The sequence below is a fragment of the Hahella sp. NS-SX17 genome, assembly GCF_057367735.1.
Genome location: NZ_CM170632.1, coordinates 2,971,149 through 2,988,293, shown reverse-complemented (window position 1 = coordinate 2,988,293; position 17,145 = coordinate 2,971,149). Strand labels below are relative to the sequence as shown.

General features: G+C 48.9%; 19 protein-coding genes. 6 read left to right on the top strand and 13 right to left on the bottom strand.

What is annotated here, in order from left to right; all coding sequences use genetic code 11:
- Positions 1-82: 82 nt before the first annotated feature.
- The 4 genes from AC2IBB_RS13550 to AC2IBB_RS13535 form a co-directional block, all read right to left on the bottom strand.
- Positions 83-1,006, bottom strand: a complete 924-nt coding sequence (locus AC2IBB_RS13550; RefSeq protein WP_486333365.1) for a DMT family transporter — start codon at positions 1,004-1,006, stop codon at positions 83-85.
- A 94-nt stretch (positions 1,007-1,100) separates the two neighbouring features.
- Positions 1,101-1,541 carry a riboflavin biosynthesis intermediates N-glycosidase gene (ybiA, locus tag AC2IBB_RS13545; protein WP_486333364.1) on the bottom strand — a complete coding sequence of 147 codons (441 nt, stop codon included), beginning with the start codon at positions 1,539-1,541 and terminating at the stop codon, positions 1,101-1,103.
- Between the two features lie 218 nt (positions 1,542-1,759).
- A complete protein-coding gene (locus AC2IBB_RS13540) occupies positions 1,760-3,250 on the bottom strand; it encodes an RICIN domain-containing protein (protein WP_486333363.1) in 1,491 nt (496 codons plus the stop codon).
- A 269-nt stretch (positions 3,251-3,519) separates the two neighbouring features.
- Entirely contained in the window at positions 3,520-3,966 is a 447-nt protein-coding gene (locus AC2IBB_RS13535; protein ID WP_486333362.1) for a hypothetical protein, read from the bottom strand.
- Positions 3,967-4,342: 376 nt separating this feature from the next.
- Between AC2IBB_RS13535 and AC2IBB_RS13530 the strand changes: the two genes are divergently transcribed.
- Both AC2IBB_RS13530 and AC2IBB_RS13525 read left to right on the top strand, forming a co-directional pair.
- Positions 4,343-4,723, top strand: a complete 381-nt coding sequence (locus AC2IBB_RS13530; RefSeq protein WP_486333361.1) for a hypothetical protein — start codon at positions 4,343-4,345, stop codon at positions 4,721-4,723.
- A 264-nt stretch (positions 4,724-4,987) separates the two neighbouring features.
- Positions 4,988-5,785 (top strand): hypothetical protein, encoded by a 798-nt coding sequence (locus tag AC2IBB_RS13525; RefSeq protein WP_486333360.1) that lies wholly within the window; start codon positions 4,988-4,990, stop codon positions 5,783-5,785.
- Between the two features lie 85 nt (positions 5,786-5,870).
- Here the strand turns inward: AC2IBB_RS13525 and AC2IBB_RS13520 are convergent, their stop codons facing one another.
- The 3 genes from AC2IBB_RS13520 to AC2IBB_RS13510 form a co-directional block, all read right to left on the bottom strand.
- Positions 5,871-6,530, bottom strand: a complete 660-nt coding sequence (locus AC2IBB_RS13520) for a carbonic anhydrase (RefSeq protein WP_486333359.1) — start codon at positions 6,528-6,530, stop codon at positions 5,871-5,873.
- Positions 6,531-6,779: 249 nt separating this feature from the next.
- Positions 6,780-7,499 carry a response regulator gene (locus AC2IBB_RS13515; protein ID WP_486333358.1) on the bottom strand — a complete coding sequence of 240 codons (720 nt, stop codon included), beginning with the start codon at positions 7,497-7,499 and terminating at the stop codon, positions 6,780-6,782.
- 167 nt (positions 7,500-7,666) lie between these two features.
- A complete protein-coding gene (locus AC2IBB_RS13510) occupies positions 7,667-8,986 on the bottom strand; it encodes an ATP-binding protein (protein WP_486333357.1) in 1,320 nt (439 codons plus the stop codon).
- Between the two features lie 202 nt (positions 8,987-9,188).
- Here AC2IBB_RS13510 and AC2IBB_RS13505 point away from each other — a divergent pair, with 202 nt between their 5' ends.
- Positions 9,189-10,718 carry a S41 family peptidase gene (locus tag AC2IBB_RS13505; RefSeq protein WP_486333356.1) on the top strand — a complete coding sequence of 510 codons (1,530 nt, stop codon included), beginning with the start codon at positions 9,189-9,191 and terminating at the stop codon, positions 10,716-10,718.
- Positions 10,719-11,033: 315 nt separating this feature from the next.
- Here the strand turns inward: AC2IBB_RS13505 and AC2IBB_RS13500 are convergent, their stop codons facing one another.
- Complete coding sequence (locus tag AC2IBB_RS13500; protein WP_486333355.1) at positions 11,034-11,504, bottom strand: hypothetical protein; 471 nt, start codon at positions 11,502-11,504, stop codon at positions 11,034-11,036.
- A gap of 205 nt (positions 11,505-11,709) precedes the next feature.
- On the opposite strand from AC2IBB_RS13500, the gene AC2IBB_RS13495 reads away from it, so the two are divergent.
- On the top strand, positions 11,710-12,450 hold the full coding sequence (locus AC2IBB_RS13495; protein ID WP_486333354.1) for a hypothetical protein: 741 nt from the start codon (positions 11,710-11,712) through the stop codon (positions 12,448-12,450).
- Between the two features lie 23 nt (positions 12,451-12,473).
- On the opposite strand, the gene AC2IBB_RS13490 is transcribed toward AC2IBB_RS13495, so the two are convergent.
- Complete coding sequence (locus tag AC2IBB_RS13490; protein ID WP_486333353.1) at positions 12,474-13,067, bottom strand: macro domain-containing protein; 594 nt, start codon at positions 13,065-13,067, stop codon at positions 12,474-12,476.
- A gap of 242 nt (positions 13,068-13,309) precedes the next feature.
- On the opposite strand from AC2IBB_RS13490, the gene AC2IBB_RS13485 reads away from it, so the two are divergent.
- Together AC2IBB_RS13485 and AC2IBB_RS13480 are read left to right on the top strand one after the other, a co-directional pair.
- Positions 13,310-13,561: a hypothetical protein gene (locus AC2IBB_RS13485; protein WP_486333352.1), complete on the top strand. Its 252-nt coding sequence runs from the start codon at positions 13,310-13,312 to the stop codon at positions 13,559-13,561.
- Positions 13,562-13,585: 24 nt separating this feature from the next.
- Positions 13,586-14,005, top strand: coding sequence for a hypothetical protein (locus AC2IBB_RS13480; RefSeq protein WP_486333351.1), 420 nt, complete (start codon positions 13,586-13,588; stop codon positions 14,003-14,005).
- 60 nt (positions 14,006-14,065) lie between these two features.
- Here AC2IBB_RS13480 and AC2IBB_RS13475 read toward each other — a convergent pair whose 3' ends face one another.
- From AC2IBB_RS13475 to AC2IBB_RS13460, 4 genes are all read right to left on the bottom strand, one after another.
- Positions 14,066-14,674 (bottom strand): BRCT domain-containing protein, encoded by a 609-nt coding sequence (locus AC2IBB_RS13475; RefSeq protein WP_486333350.1) that lies wholly within the window; start codon positions 14,672-14,674, stop codon positions 14,066-14,068.
- Positions 14,675-14,908: 234 nt separating this feature from the next.
- The gene (locus tag AC2IBB_RS13470; RefSeq protein ID WP_486333349.1) at positions 14,909-15,331 is read right to left on the bottom strand and encodes a hypothetical protein; all 423 of its coding nucleotides are present in this window, start codon (positions 15,329-15,331) and stop codon (positions 14,909-14,911) included.
- A gap of 259 nt (positions 15,332-15,590) precedes the next feature.
- Positions 15,591-16,025, bottom strand: a complete 435-nt coding sequence (locus AC2IBB_RS13465) for a hypothetical protein (RefSeq protein WP_486333348.1) — start codon at positions 16,023-16,025, stop codon at positions 15,591-15,593.
- Positions 16,022-16,996, bottom strand: a complete 975-nt coding sequence (locus AC2IBB_RS13460; protein WP_486333347.1) for a hypothetical protein — start codon at positions 16,994-16,996, stop codon at positions 16,022-16,024. Before AC2IBB_RS13460 ends, AC2IBB_RS13465 begins: the two co-directional genes overlap by 4 nt.
- Positions 16,997-17,145: the final 149 nt, after the last annotated feature.

Sequence of the window (17,145 nt, the reverse complement as noted above, 5' to 3'; positions counted from 1 at the left end):
CCTAGCATTTAAAACGACATACGTTTATTAATCCGGCAGGCAAATAGAAGGAAGCTATTTGCCTGCCGGATTAATAAAACCGTCAACCCTGAGCGACGGAACAGACTTGCCCCGATATTGCGGCGTTCCGTCGTTGCGTCAGAACCGCCTGGGCGATACCAGAGCACATGATCAGGCCGCAGCCGGCTATTTGCAGGGGGCTGAGCGCCTGATCAAACAAGGCCCAGCCGAATGTCACCACAGCAATGGGCTCTAAATAGGCCAATGTGCCGAAGGTAGCGGAAGGCAGTTCACGCAATGCGATCACTGCAAACAGGATAGCGAGGAAACCGGGGATCAACCCCGCCGCCAACAGCCAGCCCCACTGCGCTGGCGCAATCACTTGCTGTTGCTGCAGCATCAACGGCGCCATACACAGCGCGCCAATCAGCATCTGATACCAGCTTCTGGCGTAAACGTGCACATGCGCAGGCGTGGCGCGATTGATAACAATAAAACCCGCGTAGCACAGCATGGCCAGCCCGGCGTAGGTCATGCCCAAAGCGTCCCGCGAGCCGCCAAACTCAAGACGAAACTCCATCATCATCGCAAAGCCGAACAACGCGGTCAGAATCAACCCCATCGCACTGGCGCTAAGCTTCTCCGACAAGAACAGGTGGGCGAAAACAGAAGCGACCACCGGAGCCAAATAGATGGTCATAATCGCATTGGCCATGCTGGTGTGCTCCATGGCCTGGATATAAAACACGATAAACCCCGCCAGAAAGCCGCCATTGATCAGCACCCGCCAGGAAGGCCAGCACCACAACAGACTCGCCTTACGAATCACCAGCAAATACCCCAGCATCATCGCCGCGCCAAAAAACAACCGATAAAAAGTCACGGTTTCCGCACTCAATTGCGCATATTTGGCGATAACGCCGATCGTCCCCATAAACACCGCCGACAACGCCGCCATCACCAAAAATGGCGTTGCGTTATCTGGAGACAGCTGTATTTGCTTCATCGGAATTCCTTGGCTGCAGAAAGAGCGTACGAATAAGTCTTTTTCTAGACGAGTGTGGACTAGGATTCTCTAGATGTCGTCCAGAGGCGAAAGCTCAGTCTTGACTGAGCTGCGCCCTCACCTCTTCCAGAATGCGCCCCAGCATGTTCTGCCCACTTCCATCGCCGCCATCGCCCCAGTAGCCATCGTTGTCCGTGTGTTCGACGATTTTGGCGGAGCCCGTGCTGAGCAGGCGTTCTTTCAGGGCTTCGTGTTGGGTAAATTTGGCGAGAATGGCTTCGCGCATGATGTTGAGCTTGATCGACTCCCAGTCATTGCGCAGTTTTCTTTTGCGGTCGCGGCCTTTACGCGCCGCTTCCAGGGGAGATTTGGCCTTGCGGATGTCGCTGCGGTCCTTTTCTTCCTCAAACTTCATGGCCTGAAAGTAATGCTCGCTGCTTGGCCACACCTTTCCTTTGAGCTTGATCGGGTATTGGGCGAAATTGGAAAACTCTCCAAATTCATCATTTACGCTATAAAACTTAATCACTTCCACGTTTGTACAGGCCCGTCGTCAATTATTTTTGCGGCGCTCACAACCATCTCCATAAACGCAGTCTGACGGATGACCGCAATAGCGGACAACTCATTTTCCGTTACAGATTTTTGACGAAGATGGCTCGCGAGACGAAGCAAATTAACGCAAGCGACGCTTCCGCGCAATGAGGGGTCAAGTAAAAACGCCGTCCACCAAAGCAAACGGCGTTGTATGGATTAATCAGCAGAGGTCAGTTTCCAGCGTGCGCTGAACCAGCCAGCTTGAATCCGCCCCGCCTCGGGCGTCCCGTTTTCAAGATGCAGATACTGGTCCGGTCGCCAGCGGTTGCGGATGCGCACCAAGTCATTCTGCCCTTCCACCGGCTCCAGCTTCCACTGCGCGCTATGCCAGCCGCTCTCAATGGCGCCCGCCTGCAAACCGCCATCTTCAATATTCAGACAGGCCTGCGCGCGCCAGCGGTTACAGATTCGCACATAGCCGTCCTCCACAACCGGTTTGAAATCCCACTGGGCGCTCCACCATCCTTGTTCAACGGTTCCGCTTTCCAGACCGCCATTTTCCATATGCAAAAACTGATCGGCGCGCCAATAGTTCTGTATTCGGTATCGGTCGCCGCCCTCGCCCGGGAACGGCACTTTATGGATGCGATTCGCGGACATCGCCGCCGAGCGCTCACGCCACAAACGCGCCATATCCTGGGAGTGCGTTGTCCCGAGCACATTGCCCTCGTCGTCCATCACCAGCGGCGATGAGTAGTAGCTCAGATCATTGCCGCATTGCGCGGTCCCTCTTCCTTGCCTGACGCTAAAGCCGTAGTTATAACCCGTATCGCCTTCGGATTTGCAGTGCATCCCGCCCACATTATGGCCGACTTCATGGCGGTATGCGCCGGGCCAGGGAGCCCCAATCACCACAATATCTCCGGGCACATAGCCCCAGCCTCCGGCGCTTCCAGGCGCATCCGTCGGCCGTTGCACCAGCCCGATAAGATCCGGCGCGTAACGCGCAATATCGTCCTTAAACCACTCTTTGCCGTCCTGTAAGACAGAAGTCACCACCCCCGGGTTATGGGGCGACACGCCCACTCCCACCAAACGCAGATATACCCCCTCTACCTGGCTGTTATTAAGCGCTTCGTTCACCGTCTCCACGTACATCTGCGCTTCGGTGTTGATATTGCCTACATCCTGCGCCGCCTGTTCGGAAAAACCGATAAACACGTCAATGACATAACGCCCGGAAGCGTCTTTCTCGCCCACCGCCTCCCGGTTGAAGCGCCCCATAAAACTCGTATTCGGGTTATTCAGAATATGGTCGTCCATTTTTGGTGGTTTAATTTTTCGCCAGAAAACGTTTTCACTTCCACCCGAAGACGACTGCAAGCGAAATTGACCTGAGCCCGTTTCCAGATAGCCGGACATTTCCTGGCTGTCGTGGTCCAAAGTGATGATAAAACTGCTGTAGTCCATGAATTCAGCCAGAGCAGGATCATCCACCTGTGCGCGAATAACCTCGACGCCATTAACCTTCGAACGCGACTTGACGGTGTAAAACAAGGTGCGCCCGTCATCGAGTTGGATTTCTCCCTCCTCGTTTTGGGCGAATTGCAGATATTCCTCATGGGCTGTCAGGGGTTGACCTTGTACAGCCGCGCAGAACAAACACAAGGCGGCGAATGACGACGTGAAAAACCTCTTTTTACGCATAGCGATATCCTTATTGTCATAATTGAGTTTCAAGGCCTCGCGCCAGTACGCCCTTCACTCCCTCAGGTTCGCCCGACGCAAAAGGTAAAATGGCCTTGGCGTCGTTTTATGCGGAACGCGGCAACTATGCCGTGACAGCTTCACACAATGAAAACGTTTTCAATATTACTTCAAAAAATAGCGCAACTGTATAACAATCGCGCCATATTTTGTGAGTGGCTGCAAAATTCGAAAAGTTGCGTGTTTACTCTTGAGGGGGCGAGCAAGTGTCAGTCTTTGCCGAACCACTCCACTTCTTCTTCGTATAGATGGGAAGACAGCTCCTCTTCGGAAAAGCCTTTGCGTTCTTTGAACAGCTCGACCTCTTTACGGCTCTGAGGACCGCCGCCAACGCGGATCAGACAATCAATGTAATCGATGAAAGCTTCGGATTCGTCTCCAAAGTCCAGACCGACGAGAATCTGTTTGTCGCAAGGAAAAATGCCGCTGCGCACCTTCAGCGCCCTTCTGGCGGATATGCCGACGGTCGTAATCCCCATACGCACCGCCAGTTCATAGGCCAGCTTCGGCACGCCGGCGTTGGTGAGACCGCTGACAATTTCTACGTGACCTTTATCCGCTTCTTTCACCCAGGATTTAATGGCGCGCTCAAGAATTTCACTGGCCGCCTGCTGATCAAACCAGCGCTTGCTGAATCCCACAACCCCGATTTTCATCTTATTGTTCTCCACTGCTTATTCTGTTCAATGTTCGTCAATAGCCCCTGCCAACTCGCTTTGCAAGGAGCTTCTGGAAAGGCCGCTCTTATAAGCTTCGAAACGGCATTTAATGTCGCGCGCCGCATTGTAGTGATCATCTGACCAGGTTACAAAGGCAAAGTTGTATGCGGCGACGCGGCGCAAAACCCGTAACCACAGTTACTACAATCATGGAATGTTAGAAAGTTAGGCCGTAGACGCTTACAATGTCCGCCCAAATCAATAGTCGGGGCTTTTCACGCTTGGCAGTGCGTCGATTTCATTTCGCACAGGGCGTATTCGGCTATTTTATTTCTTACAGATAAAGCATTAGTAAAAGCAGAGGCGAGCGAGCATGTTGTTATACATCTACGTCGATGGAACAGATTTGGAAGACATTGTCGGAGATGTCTCTACAGCCGTTAAAAGTTGGGTGCAAGAGTCCAACCTGGAAATAACCTTTGTCGATAATCGTCAGACCGAGCCGGAAAACGTCGATGATATGGTTCTGGATGATCCATCGGACTGGCGCATTGGCGTCAACCTGAACGTCCGCAATAAGAAACAGCTCAAAGATCCACTGGACGGCCTGTATAAAATCGCCAAACGCCTCAAATGTGAATTCGTCATCGGCATCATCAATGAGAAGACCGGCGAACAGGAAGATGTCTGTTACTTCGGTTTTGAAGAAGGGGCTCCAGATATGTATGAAGTAGCGAACTACCTGGGAATATGACGGTTTAAGCCTCGCTCCGGGATCAGGAAGTCGCACAACCGCTCAAGCCTGCGACTTCCTCTTTAACTCAAGAGTATCGCCCCACTTCCCTTCTGCTAGTACATTCATCCCTCGCCAAAAAGGTTAGTCACTCCCTCTTTACACAAGGATGCCGCCAATCGGCCCCCATGCCATGTCTGTCTCTACCAAAGGTCTTTATAATTCCTCAGGCCGCTTTCAGCGCGCGTCATAAATTCAATAAACACCCCAATCAAAGGAGGATACATGGGCAAGCTGGCGATTATACTTTCTTCAGTGATTGGACTCGTCGTCCTGTTATTCACAGTTATATTTTATTTTACCGGCGATATCGTCACTGTGGCTGACGAGTTTTTCCTGGCCTCGAAAAACAAGAATTTCGACAAAGCCTACAGTTACCTGTCCGAAGACTTTCAATCCGATACCAGCCCCACAGATCTGGAAAGCTATCTCACCCAGAATGGCTTCGATAAATACGTGGACGCCACTTGGAGTTCCCGCCGGATCAACGGCAAACGCGGGTTCCTGGAAGGAGAGGTTGAGAGAGAAGGCGGTCAGACCCTTTCCGTCAACCTAACCCTTATCAAGGCTGAAGATCAGTGGAAAATACTTTCTTTGTATATTCCCAGTGCAGGTTTTCAAAAGGGCTCCGCGCCTCGAATACCGAGTGAAGAAGACCAGATCAAACTGGTAAATACCGCCATACTTACTTTCGCCCAAGGGGTGGAAGACAAGTCGATGGAGGAGTTATACAACAGCTCGTCCAATCTATGGAGAAGCCAGTCAACCGTTGAGGAAACGAACAGTATCTTCGAGGAGTTTTTTAATCTGGATCTGAAGCTGACGGTTCTCTCTCGCTCTTCGCCCATTTTCAATGGCGAAGCTGAGATCGCAGAGAATGGGTTTATGGTCATCGAGGGTTATTATCCCACTCAACCAACGAGAGTGGCCTTTACGCTGCATTATGTGTATGAAGGACTGGGATGGAAACTCGCCGGAATTAGTATCCAGCTTAAAAGCGTCGAAACAAGCGGAGCTTCGTAACAACGACCAGCGCCGTATAGAGTCAGGCGTCTCGAAGCCCAGAACCTGAGCTACGATGACGCCGTATTAGAATTATTCGAACAAATCAGACCACATGCGACAACTTCCCAGAAATCGCCCGCGCTTCAGGATGTTCCGCCAGAGGCACGAATGCATGTCTGGAGCCGTCGTAAGCGTCAATGCCGCCCGACTCAATGTCATAAAACCACCCGTGCATGGTGAGACGGCCTTCTTGCAACGCCAGACGCACAGACGGATGCGTTTGCAAATTCGCCAGCTGGGCGATGACATTCTCCCGCACCATATCTTCAATCTTCGCCCGTTCATCGGCGTGCTTACGCGCCTGATTCACAACTTTGGCAGAGTCCGCATAGCGCAGCCAGTGAGCCACTGCAGGCATGTGATCGATGCACTGACAAGTGGCGACGGCGGTCATAGCGCCGCAGTTGGAGTGACCACACACAACGATGTCCGCCACACGCAACGCCGCCACGGCGTATTCCACCGAAGCCGACACCCCACCGGGTTCCGGCCCATACGGAGGCACAATATTGCCCGCATTACGGATGACAAAGAGGTCCCCTGGCTCTCTCTGAGTGACCAGTTCCGGCACCAGACGACTGTCAGAGCAGGAAATAAACAGAGTGCGTGGCTGCTGCTGAGTGGCGAGATCTTTGAACAACTCCTTACGCTCAGGAAATGCTTCGCGCTGGAACTTCAGAAAGCCTTCGATGATATCTTTCACTACGGGTCTCCTAATCAACTCTATGGCTTGTTTGATGTTGCTGCAGATTAGTAATGCAAAACAGTTTCTCACAAAACTCGCCATTGGTATTAGACAGCAGTACACCGATGGCTATTCCAGTTAATCAGGCAGGCAAACAGCTTCCTTCTATTTGTCTGCAACGACAGCCCAATATTATTGCCATGTTAATAGTGAATTTCAGCAGGGGGAAAGCATTAAGGAAGTGTTTTTTGCGAAGCGCTTCAGTGATTAGCCCCAACTATCCGGCACAAATAAATACCCCTGCCCTCTCACAGTAATGATCCGCGTTGATAGCGATGCATTGTCCCCCAGTTTTTTACGCAGGCTCGCGATCTTGCTGTCGATAGCGCGATCCAGCCCGTCGTACTCAATACCCTTCAGGTTCTTATAGATATAATCGCGGGAAAGCACTTCTTCGGCGCGACTGGCAAGTAGCCATAACAGATCAAACTCACTGGTGGTAAGAGGGACAGACTCACCGGCCAGAGTCACTGCGCGCCTTGGCTGATGCAGCGCCAACTCTCCAAAAGACAATGTGGAGCCATGACTGGTATACAGACGCTCGTTAGGCTCTGTAGTCACAGCACTGTCAGACCTTCTCAGCAGCATGCGAACACGGGCCAGCAGTACCCGAGCCTGAATAGGCTTGACCACATAATCGTCCGCGCCTAACTCCACACCCGCGACGTGATCCATGTCGTCTTCACTGGCGGTCAGAAATAAAATGCGTCCATGGTAATGCGCGCGAATTTCACGACAGATGGTCAGGCCGTCCTTCCCCGGCAACATCAAGTCGAGAATGACAATTTCAGGCTGGGAGACAAGGATAGCGTCCACCGCCAATCCGCCATCGCAAACCACTTCCGTTTCGAAACCGTTTTGCTGCAAATATTTACAGATAAGCGATGATAGTTTTTCATCATCCTCTACGAGGAGAACTCGGGGCATCTGGTTGGCTCTGAATTGAATATCGACGGATGCCTTAAGTGGCGTCAAAGAGTCGTATTCTAATCATAGCTTCTCTCGCCATCCAGGCGAACGCCTATTTATTCTCCTCCACTGTTATTCTCCTGTGTGCTCCCAATTATTAATCAGGCAGCCAGGGCCTGCACATGTCAGACCCTGTCTCCAGGGGCTCGTCGCCGCGCAGACCATGAGAATATCAGACGTGCGCCGCCAATCGGCGCGCGCTCGACTCGCACTTCCCCTTCGTGCCAGTGAGCGATTTTCTCGACGATAGCCAACCCCAAACCATGCCCGCCAGTGGCGCGGGTGCGGCTGTCGTCAAGTCGACGAAACGGCTCAAACACCCGCTCCCGATCCGCGTCAGGAATGCCGGGGCCGTCGTCGTCTACGATGATGGAGCAGTCGTCCCCACTTACTGCAACGTGCAGTTGAACCTGCGAAGTCGCATATTTCTGGGCGTTGGTAATCAGATTACCAACAGCTCTCTCCAGATGTTTGGGATCAAAAGGGAGAAGATCTTTGTCTGGCGACAATCGGCTCCAGTCAGGGTCGTAATGAAGCTGGACCTTTTTGTCGAAATAACAGTTTTTAATAGCGGCCATAAGGCTCTCGTGCAACGAGTGACGGGACATTTCCCTAGATGCGGACTCCCGATCAAAACGCGCGTAGCTGAGCAGCTCCTCCACCAACTCCCCCAATTGATTCACGTCATCGGAAATACCGTACACCAGCTCTTTGCGTTCCTCGGCGTCTTCCGCACCATTGAGCATATCAAGTTGAAACCGGATTCTGGCGATCGGCGTTCTCAGCTCATGCGCCACCGCGTTGGTCAAACTCTTGTGTCCTTCCACCAGTTTTTCGATTTTGCGGGCCATAAGATTAAACGTTTTATTTAATCGCCCCACGGCATGACGACCTTTTTCCGACACCCTGGCGGCGAATGTCCCTTCCCCCAGTTTCATTGCCGCCGACTCCAGGCGCTTCAGTTTGACTTGCAAGCCCACTGTCCACAGCAACACCAGTATCGCCAGCACCGCAAATAGCGCTTTTTCATATATGGCTACGGCCTGCATCAGAGGTTCGTAGGTATGCATGGGGCCAAAACGCGCAACCAGGTCGGCGCCGGAAAGTTTGAAATAGAGAACATCGTCAAAGGCGTCTTCTACATAGGCGCGGCCGCCGCGCAATCTGCTCACTTGATCCGCCGTCAACTCAAACGCGTTTATATCGCCTATCTCAACTGGGACATTGGATGTTTCGGGATAACTTGCAACGATTTGCTGAAACGTCTGCGCATCCACTCGCTGATGCAATGCATCCAGCAAATAAAACAGTCCCCGATAATCATTGGTTTTATCCAGGGCCACCCAGTCTTGCACATATTTCTGGGAGCCATATTCGCCGACGTACTGATACGCCAAAACGCCAACAATCAAAGTAATGTAGAAGCTAATAAATAATCTGGCCATGGATGAAAACACGCGGGCTGGTCATAATCCTCGCTATCCTAATGGGCTCCACAAACAGAACCAACACAACTTTGTGCGGAACTGTCCGGAAATGTCTTTTTCACACCACACAAGCGGACAATTCGGCGCAAACTCTATAAAGAATTTCTTCAGAGAGATCATGATAATTCCCTTCAAGTTCACATCACTTGAGGAGAATATTGTGAAAATTCAACTCCCTAAAATAAAACCCCAACGCCTGCCGATGCCCCGGCTCGCCGGCGTGACCTTGATGGCGGCGCTGGTTACAGCGTGCAATGATAACGGCTCATCCAATACGCCCGACAAAGAGTCCAAAATAATACCTGCCTCTGAATTGACCGGAGTGTGGGAGCAGCAGGGATATGGGCAGATTATCGAGTTTGGCGACAGTACCGTGACTGTATACCAGAGCAATCGCAACAATTGCCTCCTCACCGCCGAACTGCCTCTCGCCATGGCCGATCAGCTGTTGAAAGAGGTATCTCTCAGCGGTGACGGCCAACGCTTTAACACCCTGCCGCAACGTATCCCCACGGATACGCATCCCTATACGCGTCACAAGCTGCCCCAACTTCCCGAAAGTTGTCGTGATGGCTTACAGGCGCCCACCACCGACTACCAAGCCAACTATGAGGTGTTTTGGCACACCTTTAATGACTACTACGCATTTTTCGACCTACGAGGCGTGAACTGGGCGCAAACCAATGAAAACAGTCGCAGCAAGCTGTCTGAGGTGAATGACGATCAGGCGCTTTTTAATCTGTTCAAGGAAATGCTGTCTTCCCTGGACGATGGACATATCAACCTGATTAAGGAGGACGAGGAATTTTCTCCCGAAGAGTCACCGGCTTGGGTGCGCCGTCTTTACACTTATTTCAATGAGCACAATTCCGACGAAACGTTAAGGGAAAATTTCGAGGCTCAGAGTGAGTATGACGATTTCAGCGCTTTCTACGAGTCTCGCCTCTTGGCGTTCTATAACGAAATCAATGACAAAAACTCCCAGAATCTGATTGATTATCTGAATGAGGCGGACTGCATCGCCAACGACCAGATTTGCTATGGCTTGATTGATCTCGACGCCACAGGAAAGAGTGTTGGCTATTTACTCATTGAGTCTATGCTGGGTTATGGAGAAGATGAGAACGCGCCATTTGAAATGCATTTTCAGGCTCTTCAAGCGGCTTTGGATAACGCCATCAACGCCCTGTACAACACTGACGCATTGATCATCGATGTCCGTCGCAATAACGGTGGTTACGATAGTAGTGCGATGGAAATCGCCGGCCGCTTCGCTCAGCAACGTCAACTCGCTTTCAGTAAAAAAGCGCATTCTCCAAACGGTTACGCTAACTCCCACGAAGTCTTTCTCGCCCCTACCGGCGCCCTGCAATACACCAAGCCGATTTACCTGCTCGTCAGCGGGTCTACCTACAGCGGCGCGGAAATATTTTCTCTTACGATGCGCAGCCTGCCCCATGTCGTCCTGGTTGGAGAGCCCACTGGCGGCATCCTTTCAGACAGCCTGGATTTCCAACTCCCGAACGGCTGGGAATTTTCCCTTTCCAACGAAGTCTATTCATCCCCTCAAGGAGAAGTATTCGAATATAGCGGCGTCCCTCCCCAATATGAGGCGCTCTATATGCAACCGGAAGACGTGTACGCAGGAAAAGACAGCGGAATAGAGAAAGCATTGAGCTTGCTGGAGTGATGTAAAGGACTCAGCAGGGAAGCTGGCTTTCTCTTAATCTCGTCATACCTCAGAGCAAGCAATAACGTGTTGAGATTTCACGTATTTAAACCGCCCACACCCGATTTATACTGGAAAACAACCAGCGACGCAGGCAATGCTATGTAATCGGGACAGCCCCACCATGGAGAGACAAAGGGATTCACTGAATAATACATATGATGGAAGCGTTATAATCCTGGGTTATCGTGGTGCTAGAGCTGGGATGATTGCCTCGTCAGAGGTAGGAGCCAACTTCTCCAGCTCATTACTGATTTCACCATATATTTTTTATCACTACTTGCGCAAAAAATAATAAGCACGACCAGTTGTACGGATCTGAATTCCCCGCACATACTCACTATATAGTATCGTTGCTAATCCGAGGGTTACATAGCCCCCAAAGGCGCAGAAGATTATGAAAGCGACCTTCCATTCCTGGAACAAAAATGCAACTATCATTATCGCTACACAGGTATAATCTAATAAGTCATGAATCAAAGAGGGCCGCTGGAACTTGGCCTGCCTAACCATGAGCGCAAACCTCAACCACAGAAGAATCCCTAGTGATGAACCAACCGAAGATACCTCGAATAAATATACTGATATAGTGACATTCCATAGAACAAGGACTAAAAAATAGGCAAGAAACAAATACACAAAAAAACTTGGCCCAAATATCCATATAACATTAAAACCTCTTTTCTTCGCCTCATCCATCTCTATCTCGCAATCACTCACCGGAGGCTTATATAGATCATCATCCATAACTCATTCCCTTCAGCTTAAATATAAAGTAACAAAGACAGTGTTCTTAAAATCAGTAGTTTTCAATCTGATAAGACCAACACTTACGCCGCCCTTCATTTCGCTTCCTTATATACCGTGAATTAGCTATAAACACTAGCTCACACTAGTACTCTATGAGAGCATAAAGCGAGCCTTTAATTAAGTATGAATCAGGATTTAAAGCATGACAGCGCAAATACCAGATAAAATAGAAAACATGCACAATAGCATCGAACTGAGAGATCTTCACCTCTATAGGATTATCGCAAGATCTGAGCACACCGGCAGCCCTTTCTCTTCTTACAGCTTTCAGTCAAGTCCCTCCCGCGCCTCCCCAGGCATTAGCAGCGCACTGGCGCGCGGCTATATTTCCTGCTATACGCTTACAGAGTCTGGCGAGCTAATTCTTGATAGATATGAATATCCATATGAGAGGCTGAAGCCTCTAGAGCAGGTAGGAGAGAAACTGACGGGAAACTTCTTATTGGAGATGCGCAAAGGCTTCTGTCAAGATAGGCTGTACATCCCTTTTATTAACGGGAGAATCGTTACAGACAAAACAATGTGGGTAGTCGAAAAGAGAAAGACCAAGGACGAACTCTTTGAGGTGTCTACCAGGCAATACTTAGAAGCACATCCATGCAGAATAGCTATTGCTGTTGCCCGTCATCCAGATCTGATTATTGACAAGTTTTCAGTCTATATCGATGGTAATATTCCTTCAACAAGAGACGGCAAACAACCCATCGATGGTTACTCTGCGAGAGCAAGCGTCGGGCGCCACCGGATAATAATACGAGAAACAAACTACAGAAAACCTGACAGAATGGAGTCAAATACAGTTTACTTCGACGCCTCCATAGAGAAACCCAGTAGCTTTTTATTAAAACTAGAAAAAGGAAATCTCATCTTGCTAGAAGTCTGAGACGTCCTCCGACACCCCCTACTTCACACCACCATCTGAAGCCTCCGATGAACCTCATGAATTTCGTTATAGCTGGGAGTTCGCGCTGGTTTGGAAAGGGATGTGTAGGCGACTCTCATATGCGCCGCGCACTTTCTAGGCTCCACCCGCCCTATTCCCGTCCCTAGCCCCGGGCACAATATGGAATTTATCTTTCTTTCCGAACGGAGGTTATGGGATTTTATCGCCAGCAGGACAGCACGAAACGCAATATAGGGGTTGAGTGTATTTGAGACGTCTTCAGGAATTCTCATAGTTGGCGCAGCGATCAAATAGGGCCATCGCTCATTGTCGGTCTCTGCAATGACAGCAGAGCCAATAGGCAGTTCGCCGTGAAAGTCATCAAGAATGCGTCGCTGCACTCTCTCCTCCACTTCAAAGCCAAGCGTGTTCCGAATCGCCAAATCCAGTCCGCCGTCCATAATGCCAAAGCTGTTCGCCGGACTGATCATCGCGTCGGCTTCCTTTGAGAAAAAGTCGCCTTGGATGATTTCAAAGTTATCAAAACCACTAAAGGCTTCTTTCCATGCCTTTACCAGCTTTTCAGACTGATCGATAAGAAATACTTTCTGAAGCAAGAATACTCTCTCCTCTTTGATCTCCATCACGCTTCTGCTGTTTTGATTAGGGAAGTCGCTTTTCATTCTACTCATAAGCGCCAGGCCACATGGATAAAGCGAGTTTGCCGCCTTAGCCACAGCCCTCAACCCGGCTCACCTAACACACTTTAATTGCCAGCGTAGTTTACTAAATTGAATATGCGCGACGCCTGTAAAACTTCAATCCATCTTCATCAGGATGCGCTTCGGTAGATAATACTATGAAAGCTCTTTCGGTATTAGGGTTATGGCTCTGCGCCATAGCATCCGCCTGCGCCGCTTCAGCTACGCGGGAGGTGCTGAGAATTGGAGCGAACGATGAGATCGCGCAATTGTATGCGCCTTATCAAAGGTTCGTTGAAGCCGCTTTTCGGGATGCCCCTTGGAGAATCGAGTGGGTGAACCTTCCTTTGGCGCGCTCAATACGCGCCGCCAATGAGGGCAGTATTGACGGCGATTTCATAAGAATTTAAGAGGTGACGGAAATTTACAGTAATATGGTGGCCGTACCCTGGCCACTGAATCGCCAGCGCTTTTATCTGTTTATACCGACCACATTGGACTGCCCCGACACGCAGAACATAGACCAATTAGTGGTCGGAAAATTATTAGGCATCTCCGCATACGATCACTTCCCAGAAAACATCAAGAGGAATATGGTCTTTTCCCCCAATCTGGAGTCTTACGTGAACATGGCGATGGCGCACCATATAAACGGCATCGCCATTACCGATGATCACTATAAAAAGATCAAAAGAAAATTCGATGTTGATTTCAAGAAGTGCAACGACCACATGCTATATGAAGCTGTTACTTACATGATGTTGAATATCAAGCACCGAGATAAAATCCCTCGGATAGTAGAGGTGTTTTCGAAGCATGCCGATCTTCTTCCCACTGAAGATCGGGCGTACTGACATTGTCAATATAGGGCTCAGAGACATTTATCCCTGCGCCCAATACGATCTGTCACCCAATTACATGCATACCGACTGGGCCCAGTGTTGTTCGGTAATTATCACGACAGGAACGCCGCTATCCCGATATGTCATCGCTTTCTCAATTTTTCGCCCAAAGTTTTCATGAGCCCAACTGTCCGTTACATAGGTTCCTATCACCAGGTAATCCAGCGACTTCGTAACGTTCTTGGCGATCACTCCACCTCGCGCTTCAGTCGCTTCCTGACATTGCTCTCTCGTTCCAAGCGCGCAAACGCCGGTAAAAAGAAAAGAGCGCCCCTGAAAGGTAATGGGCGGCATGGGCTCAATAATGGGTAATCGGCTTGCCTTGGCGACTTCCCCTAAATAAGACTCGTCTCCAGAAATCCTTCTCAGAACACTTAATAACTCGGAGGACTCCTCATTATCCAAAACACCGTCTTCCAACATAACGCTAACTCTATCTAACAAATTAACGATTATAGGATTATCAGAAGCACATCTGCTCTGCACCAGCCAAGTTTGCAGAAACTCCGCTTCCGCCTGCTCAACCTTTCCATCGGCGACAATGCCTTTGCTCAGACCGATCAGTGTATCTATTTGCCTGTCCTTAATTTTATTTAGATTGAATTCGGTGAAAATATCCATAAATATTCCCTCTCTAAAATGATTGAAACTTAAGGCGCGAATATTTCTAAAACTGAAAAGCGGCCATACGCCAATGGATAATATTCAGATTATCCCCTGCACTCGCGATAATAGAATTCTAACTTTTGTAAAGACGGAATTTGTCGTTAAGGATGAAAAACGACACTGATGAGTCAGTCTTGGGTGGGCTTGATAATATAGGCAGTGATCGTAAAGATAAGCCAGATTAGGCCATCAAAAACTAACCTGACACAAACCGGAGAACGCTTTCTCAGTATAAAGAGATTTCAATACCTTACCCGACTCGATATCTACCGCAAGATAGTGGGGCGAGCCGTCTTTGTGCTCTTGAATAATTAATTCCCCGTCGCAAATCTTTGGCTGAGCGGCACGCCAGTTGACATCCACCCTCCATTGTTTGAACAGTGAATAACAACTGCCTGTTCCGTTGACGATTTTAGTCAAAGGCGCGGGGTTGCAAGCAACTATGTCCCGGCTGGTGGAAACGATGATTGAGTCAGGCTTGAATGACAGGCTGGCGCGCCGCCAGTCATTACTCTCGAATTGAAACGCCTTCCCCTCCACATCCAGCATATATAGTTTTTGCTGGTACTCGAAAAACTGGCCAGCCATCGTTTCCAGTGGCCAGCTATTCACCCTCTCCAAATTACGGGATATAAACACGACGAAGGGAAAGTTCTCCCTTGTCTGATCAATTTTAAAGCCCGCCAGATAGAGCCCTTCGTGTGTTTCAAACCCGGCGTAGGCGTTTTGCAGCTCTGTCTGGAGCGTTTGCCCATGGAGGACAACAGATCCGTTGTTCCGCCAAATAAGAGACTCATGACAGCTAATATTCAACGACAGAAAAAATGTAAATACGAATATCAGAGCTCTAGCTATTTTCAGGTGCACAGCATTATATTTCTATAGGCACACACTCCTTTTGAACCAACATTCCCTGATCAATAGCAATATAGCAGCTTGCGGACAACTCTTTTCCTTTTAGGACAATCATATCTGCACTATAACTTATCCTCTCTCCATCCACTTTAAATTCGGATAGCTCTATAAAACTAAAATCCGTTCTTGCATCAAGGGTTCGGTAACCGTTCATTTCTATCTTGCATGCTTCTACAGTCTGAATCACATCAACGCCGTTTTTGCCTAATAGCTCAAATTTAGGACAAGTGCCATCAACCTCCAAGTCTCCAGCTATTACTCTAACCTTATACCCATCTACCTGCAGCATAACTTCAGAAGCACTAGCCACAGATGGCTCAGCTCTTGTTCCAACATTCGTACACGCACCCAATAAGAATATAAGGAATGATCCTAAAAAATACCTTTTCATTCAGGCACTCCTATAGGTTGAGGGCAAGATAATTTCACTCCTTCGGTAGAAGTTTTCTCACACATACCTTTTCCGTCTTTTCTCTTCATTAGTGCAACAGAGTCTAAGAATTCTTTACGGCGCTGAAAACGATCATTAGGCCAATTCGGCCAATTTTCTTGCTTGGAAATTATTTTCCTAAACTCAGAAAAATCGTTATCTGAAACACTTTTCTGGATAAGCTTTCTAGAAGTTCCATGATAATCACCCCTATATGCCAAGTCGACCAATAGCTGTTTTATAGCAGGTTCGAGGCTATCCCAATCAGTCTCACCATACTCATTTTTTACCGCTTTTTTCCCGCAAATTCTTTTCACATCACTTTCATATTCCACATACACAAGCTCAAACAGTTTCAACTGTGTACCAACAGATATTTCATAGTCCAACAAATCTTGTTCAATAATAAATCGCTGGGCAGAAGAGCCGAACAAGCCCGCAGCCTTGCTAACTTTTTCTGCTAACAGATCTGCTACACCAACTTCTATCAAATCTTTTTTAATTGAAACACTACTACGGTTTTTCATGTCGTAGCCTCTTCCAATTGTCAACCCTGACAACATTGAGGGCACATGTAAAACGCGACTATGATAACGCCCACCCTCACCACCTTCGGCATTCCAAGTAAGCGCTCCTTTTGATGGGGAGGTTATAGTTTTTAGAGTGCGGACTGACTTCATTTTCTTCACCAATGAAGTAAAGGTACCAGACTTTGAACTAGTAACTTGAGCATCGCAATGAGAAATTTTTTGATAATTCTTCTGAAAAGCTTCTATCCCTAACTCCAAGGTCTTATCGGCAAGCCCATCCACTGCCAAAGCCTGATCGCCACTAGCTCTTCTGTATACGTTTAGCAGTGCTTGTATAAGCTTAACATCAGTAGGTTTATTCTTTCCATTTCTACCTACAGATCCAGAGATATATAGTTTCATTTTCAACTATTCTCCATCCAAGGAAACTCCACCTTATTATCAATTAATAAGAAGAATACATCCAAATATATTGATATATAGCATGACCCTGCATTTATTAATGAGAGACGTCGATTCTATGCACAGATCACATTCCAAACAATCAGCCG

Excerpts from the sequence above, each read along its gene's own strand:
- AC2IBB_RS13550 (WP_486333365.1), bottom strand. The coding sequence starts at position 1,006 with ATGAAGCAAATACAGCTGTCTCCAGATAACGCAACGCCATTTTTGGTG.
- AC2IBB_RS13540 (WP_486333363.1), bottom strand. The coding sequence starts at position 3,250 with ATGCGTAAAAAGAGGTTTTTCACGTCGTCATTCGCCGCCTTGTGTTTG.
- AC2IBB_RS13535 (WP_486333362.1), bottom strand. The coding sequence starts at position 3,966 with ATGAAAATCGGGGTTGTGGGATTCAGCAAGCGCTGGTTTGATCAGCAG.
- AC2IBB_RS13530 (WP_486333361.1), top strand. The coding sequence starts at position 4,343 with ATGTTGTTATACATCTACGTCGATGGAACAGATTTGGAAGACATTGTC.
- AC2IBB_RS13525 (WP_486333360.1), top strand. The coding sequence starts at position 4,988 with ATGGGCAAGCTGGCGATTATACTTTCTTCAGTGATTGGACTCGTCGTC.
- AC2IBB_RS13515 (WP_486333358.1), bottom strand. The coding sequence starts at position 7,499 with ATGCCCCGAGTTCTCCTCGTAGAGGATGATGAAAAACTATCATCGCTT.
- AC2IBB_RS13510 (WP_486333357.1), bottom strand. The coding sequence starts at position 8,986 with ATGGCCAGATTATTTATTAGCTTCTACATTACTTTGATTGTTGGCGTT.
- AC2IBB_RS13500 (WP_486333355.1), bottom strand. The coding sequence starts at position 11,504 with ATGGATGATGATCTATATAAGCCTCCGGTGAGTGATTGCGAGATAGAG.
- AC2IBB_RS13495 (WP_486333354.1), top strand. The coding sequence starts at position 11,710 with ATGACAGCGCAAATACCAGATAAAATAGAAAACATGCACAATAGCATC.
- AC2IBB_RS13485 (WP_486333352.1), top strand. The coding sequence starts at position 13,310 with ATGAAAGCTCTTTCGGTATTAGGGTTATGGCTCTGCGCCATAGCATCC.
- AC2IBB_RS13480 (WP_486333351.1), top strand. The coding sequence starts at position 13,586 with ATGGTGGCCGTACCCTGGCCACTGAATCGCCAGCGCTTTTATCTGTTT.
- AC2IBB_RS13475 (WP_486333350.1), bottom strand. The coding sequence starts at position 14,674 with ATGGATATTTTCACCGAATTCAATCTAAATAAAATTAAGGACAGGCAA.
- AC2IBB_RS13465 (WP_486333348.1), bottom strand. The coding sequence starts at position 16,025 with ATGAAAAGGTATTTTTTAGGATCATTCCTTATATTCTTATTGGGTGCG.
- AC2IBB_RS13460 (WP_486333347.1), bottom strand. The coding sequence starts at position 16,996 with ATGAAACTATATATCTCTGGATCTGTAGGTAGAAATGGAAAGAATAAA.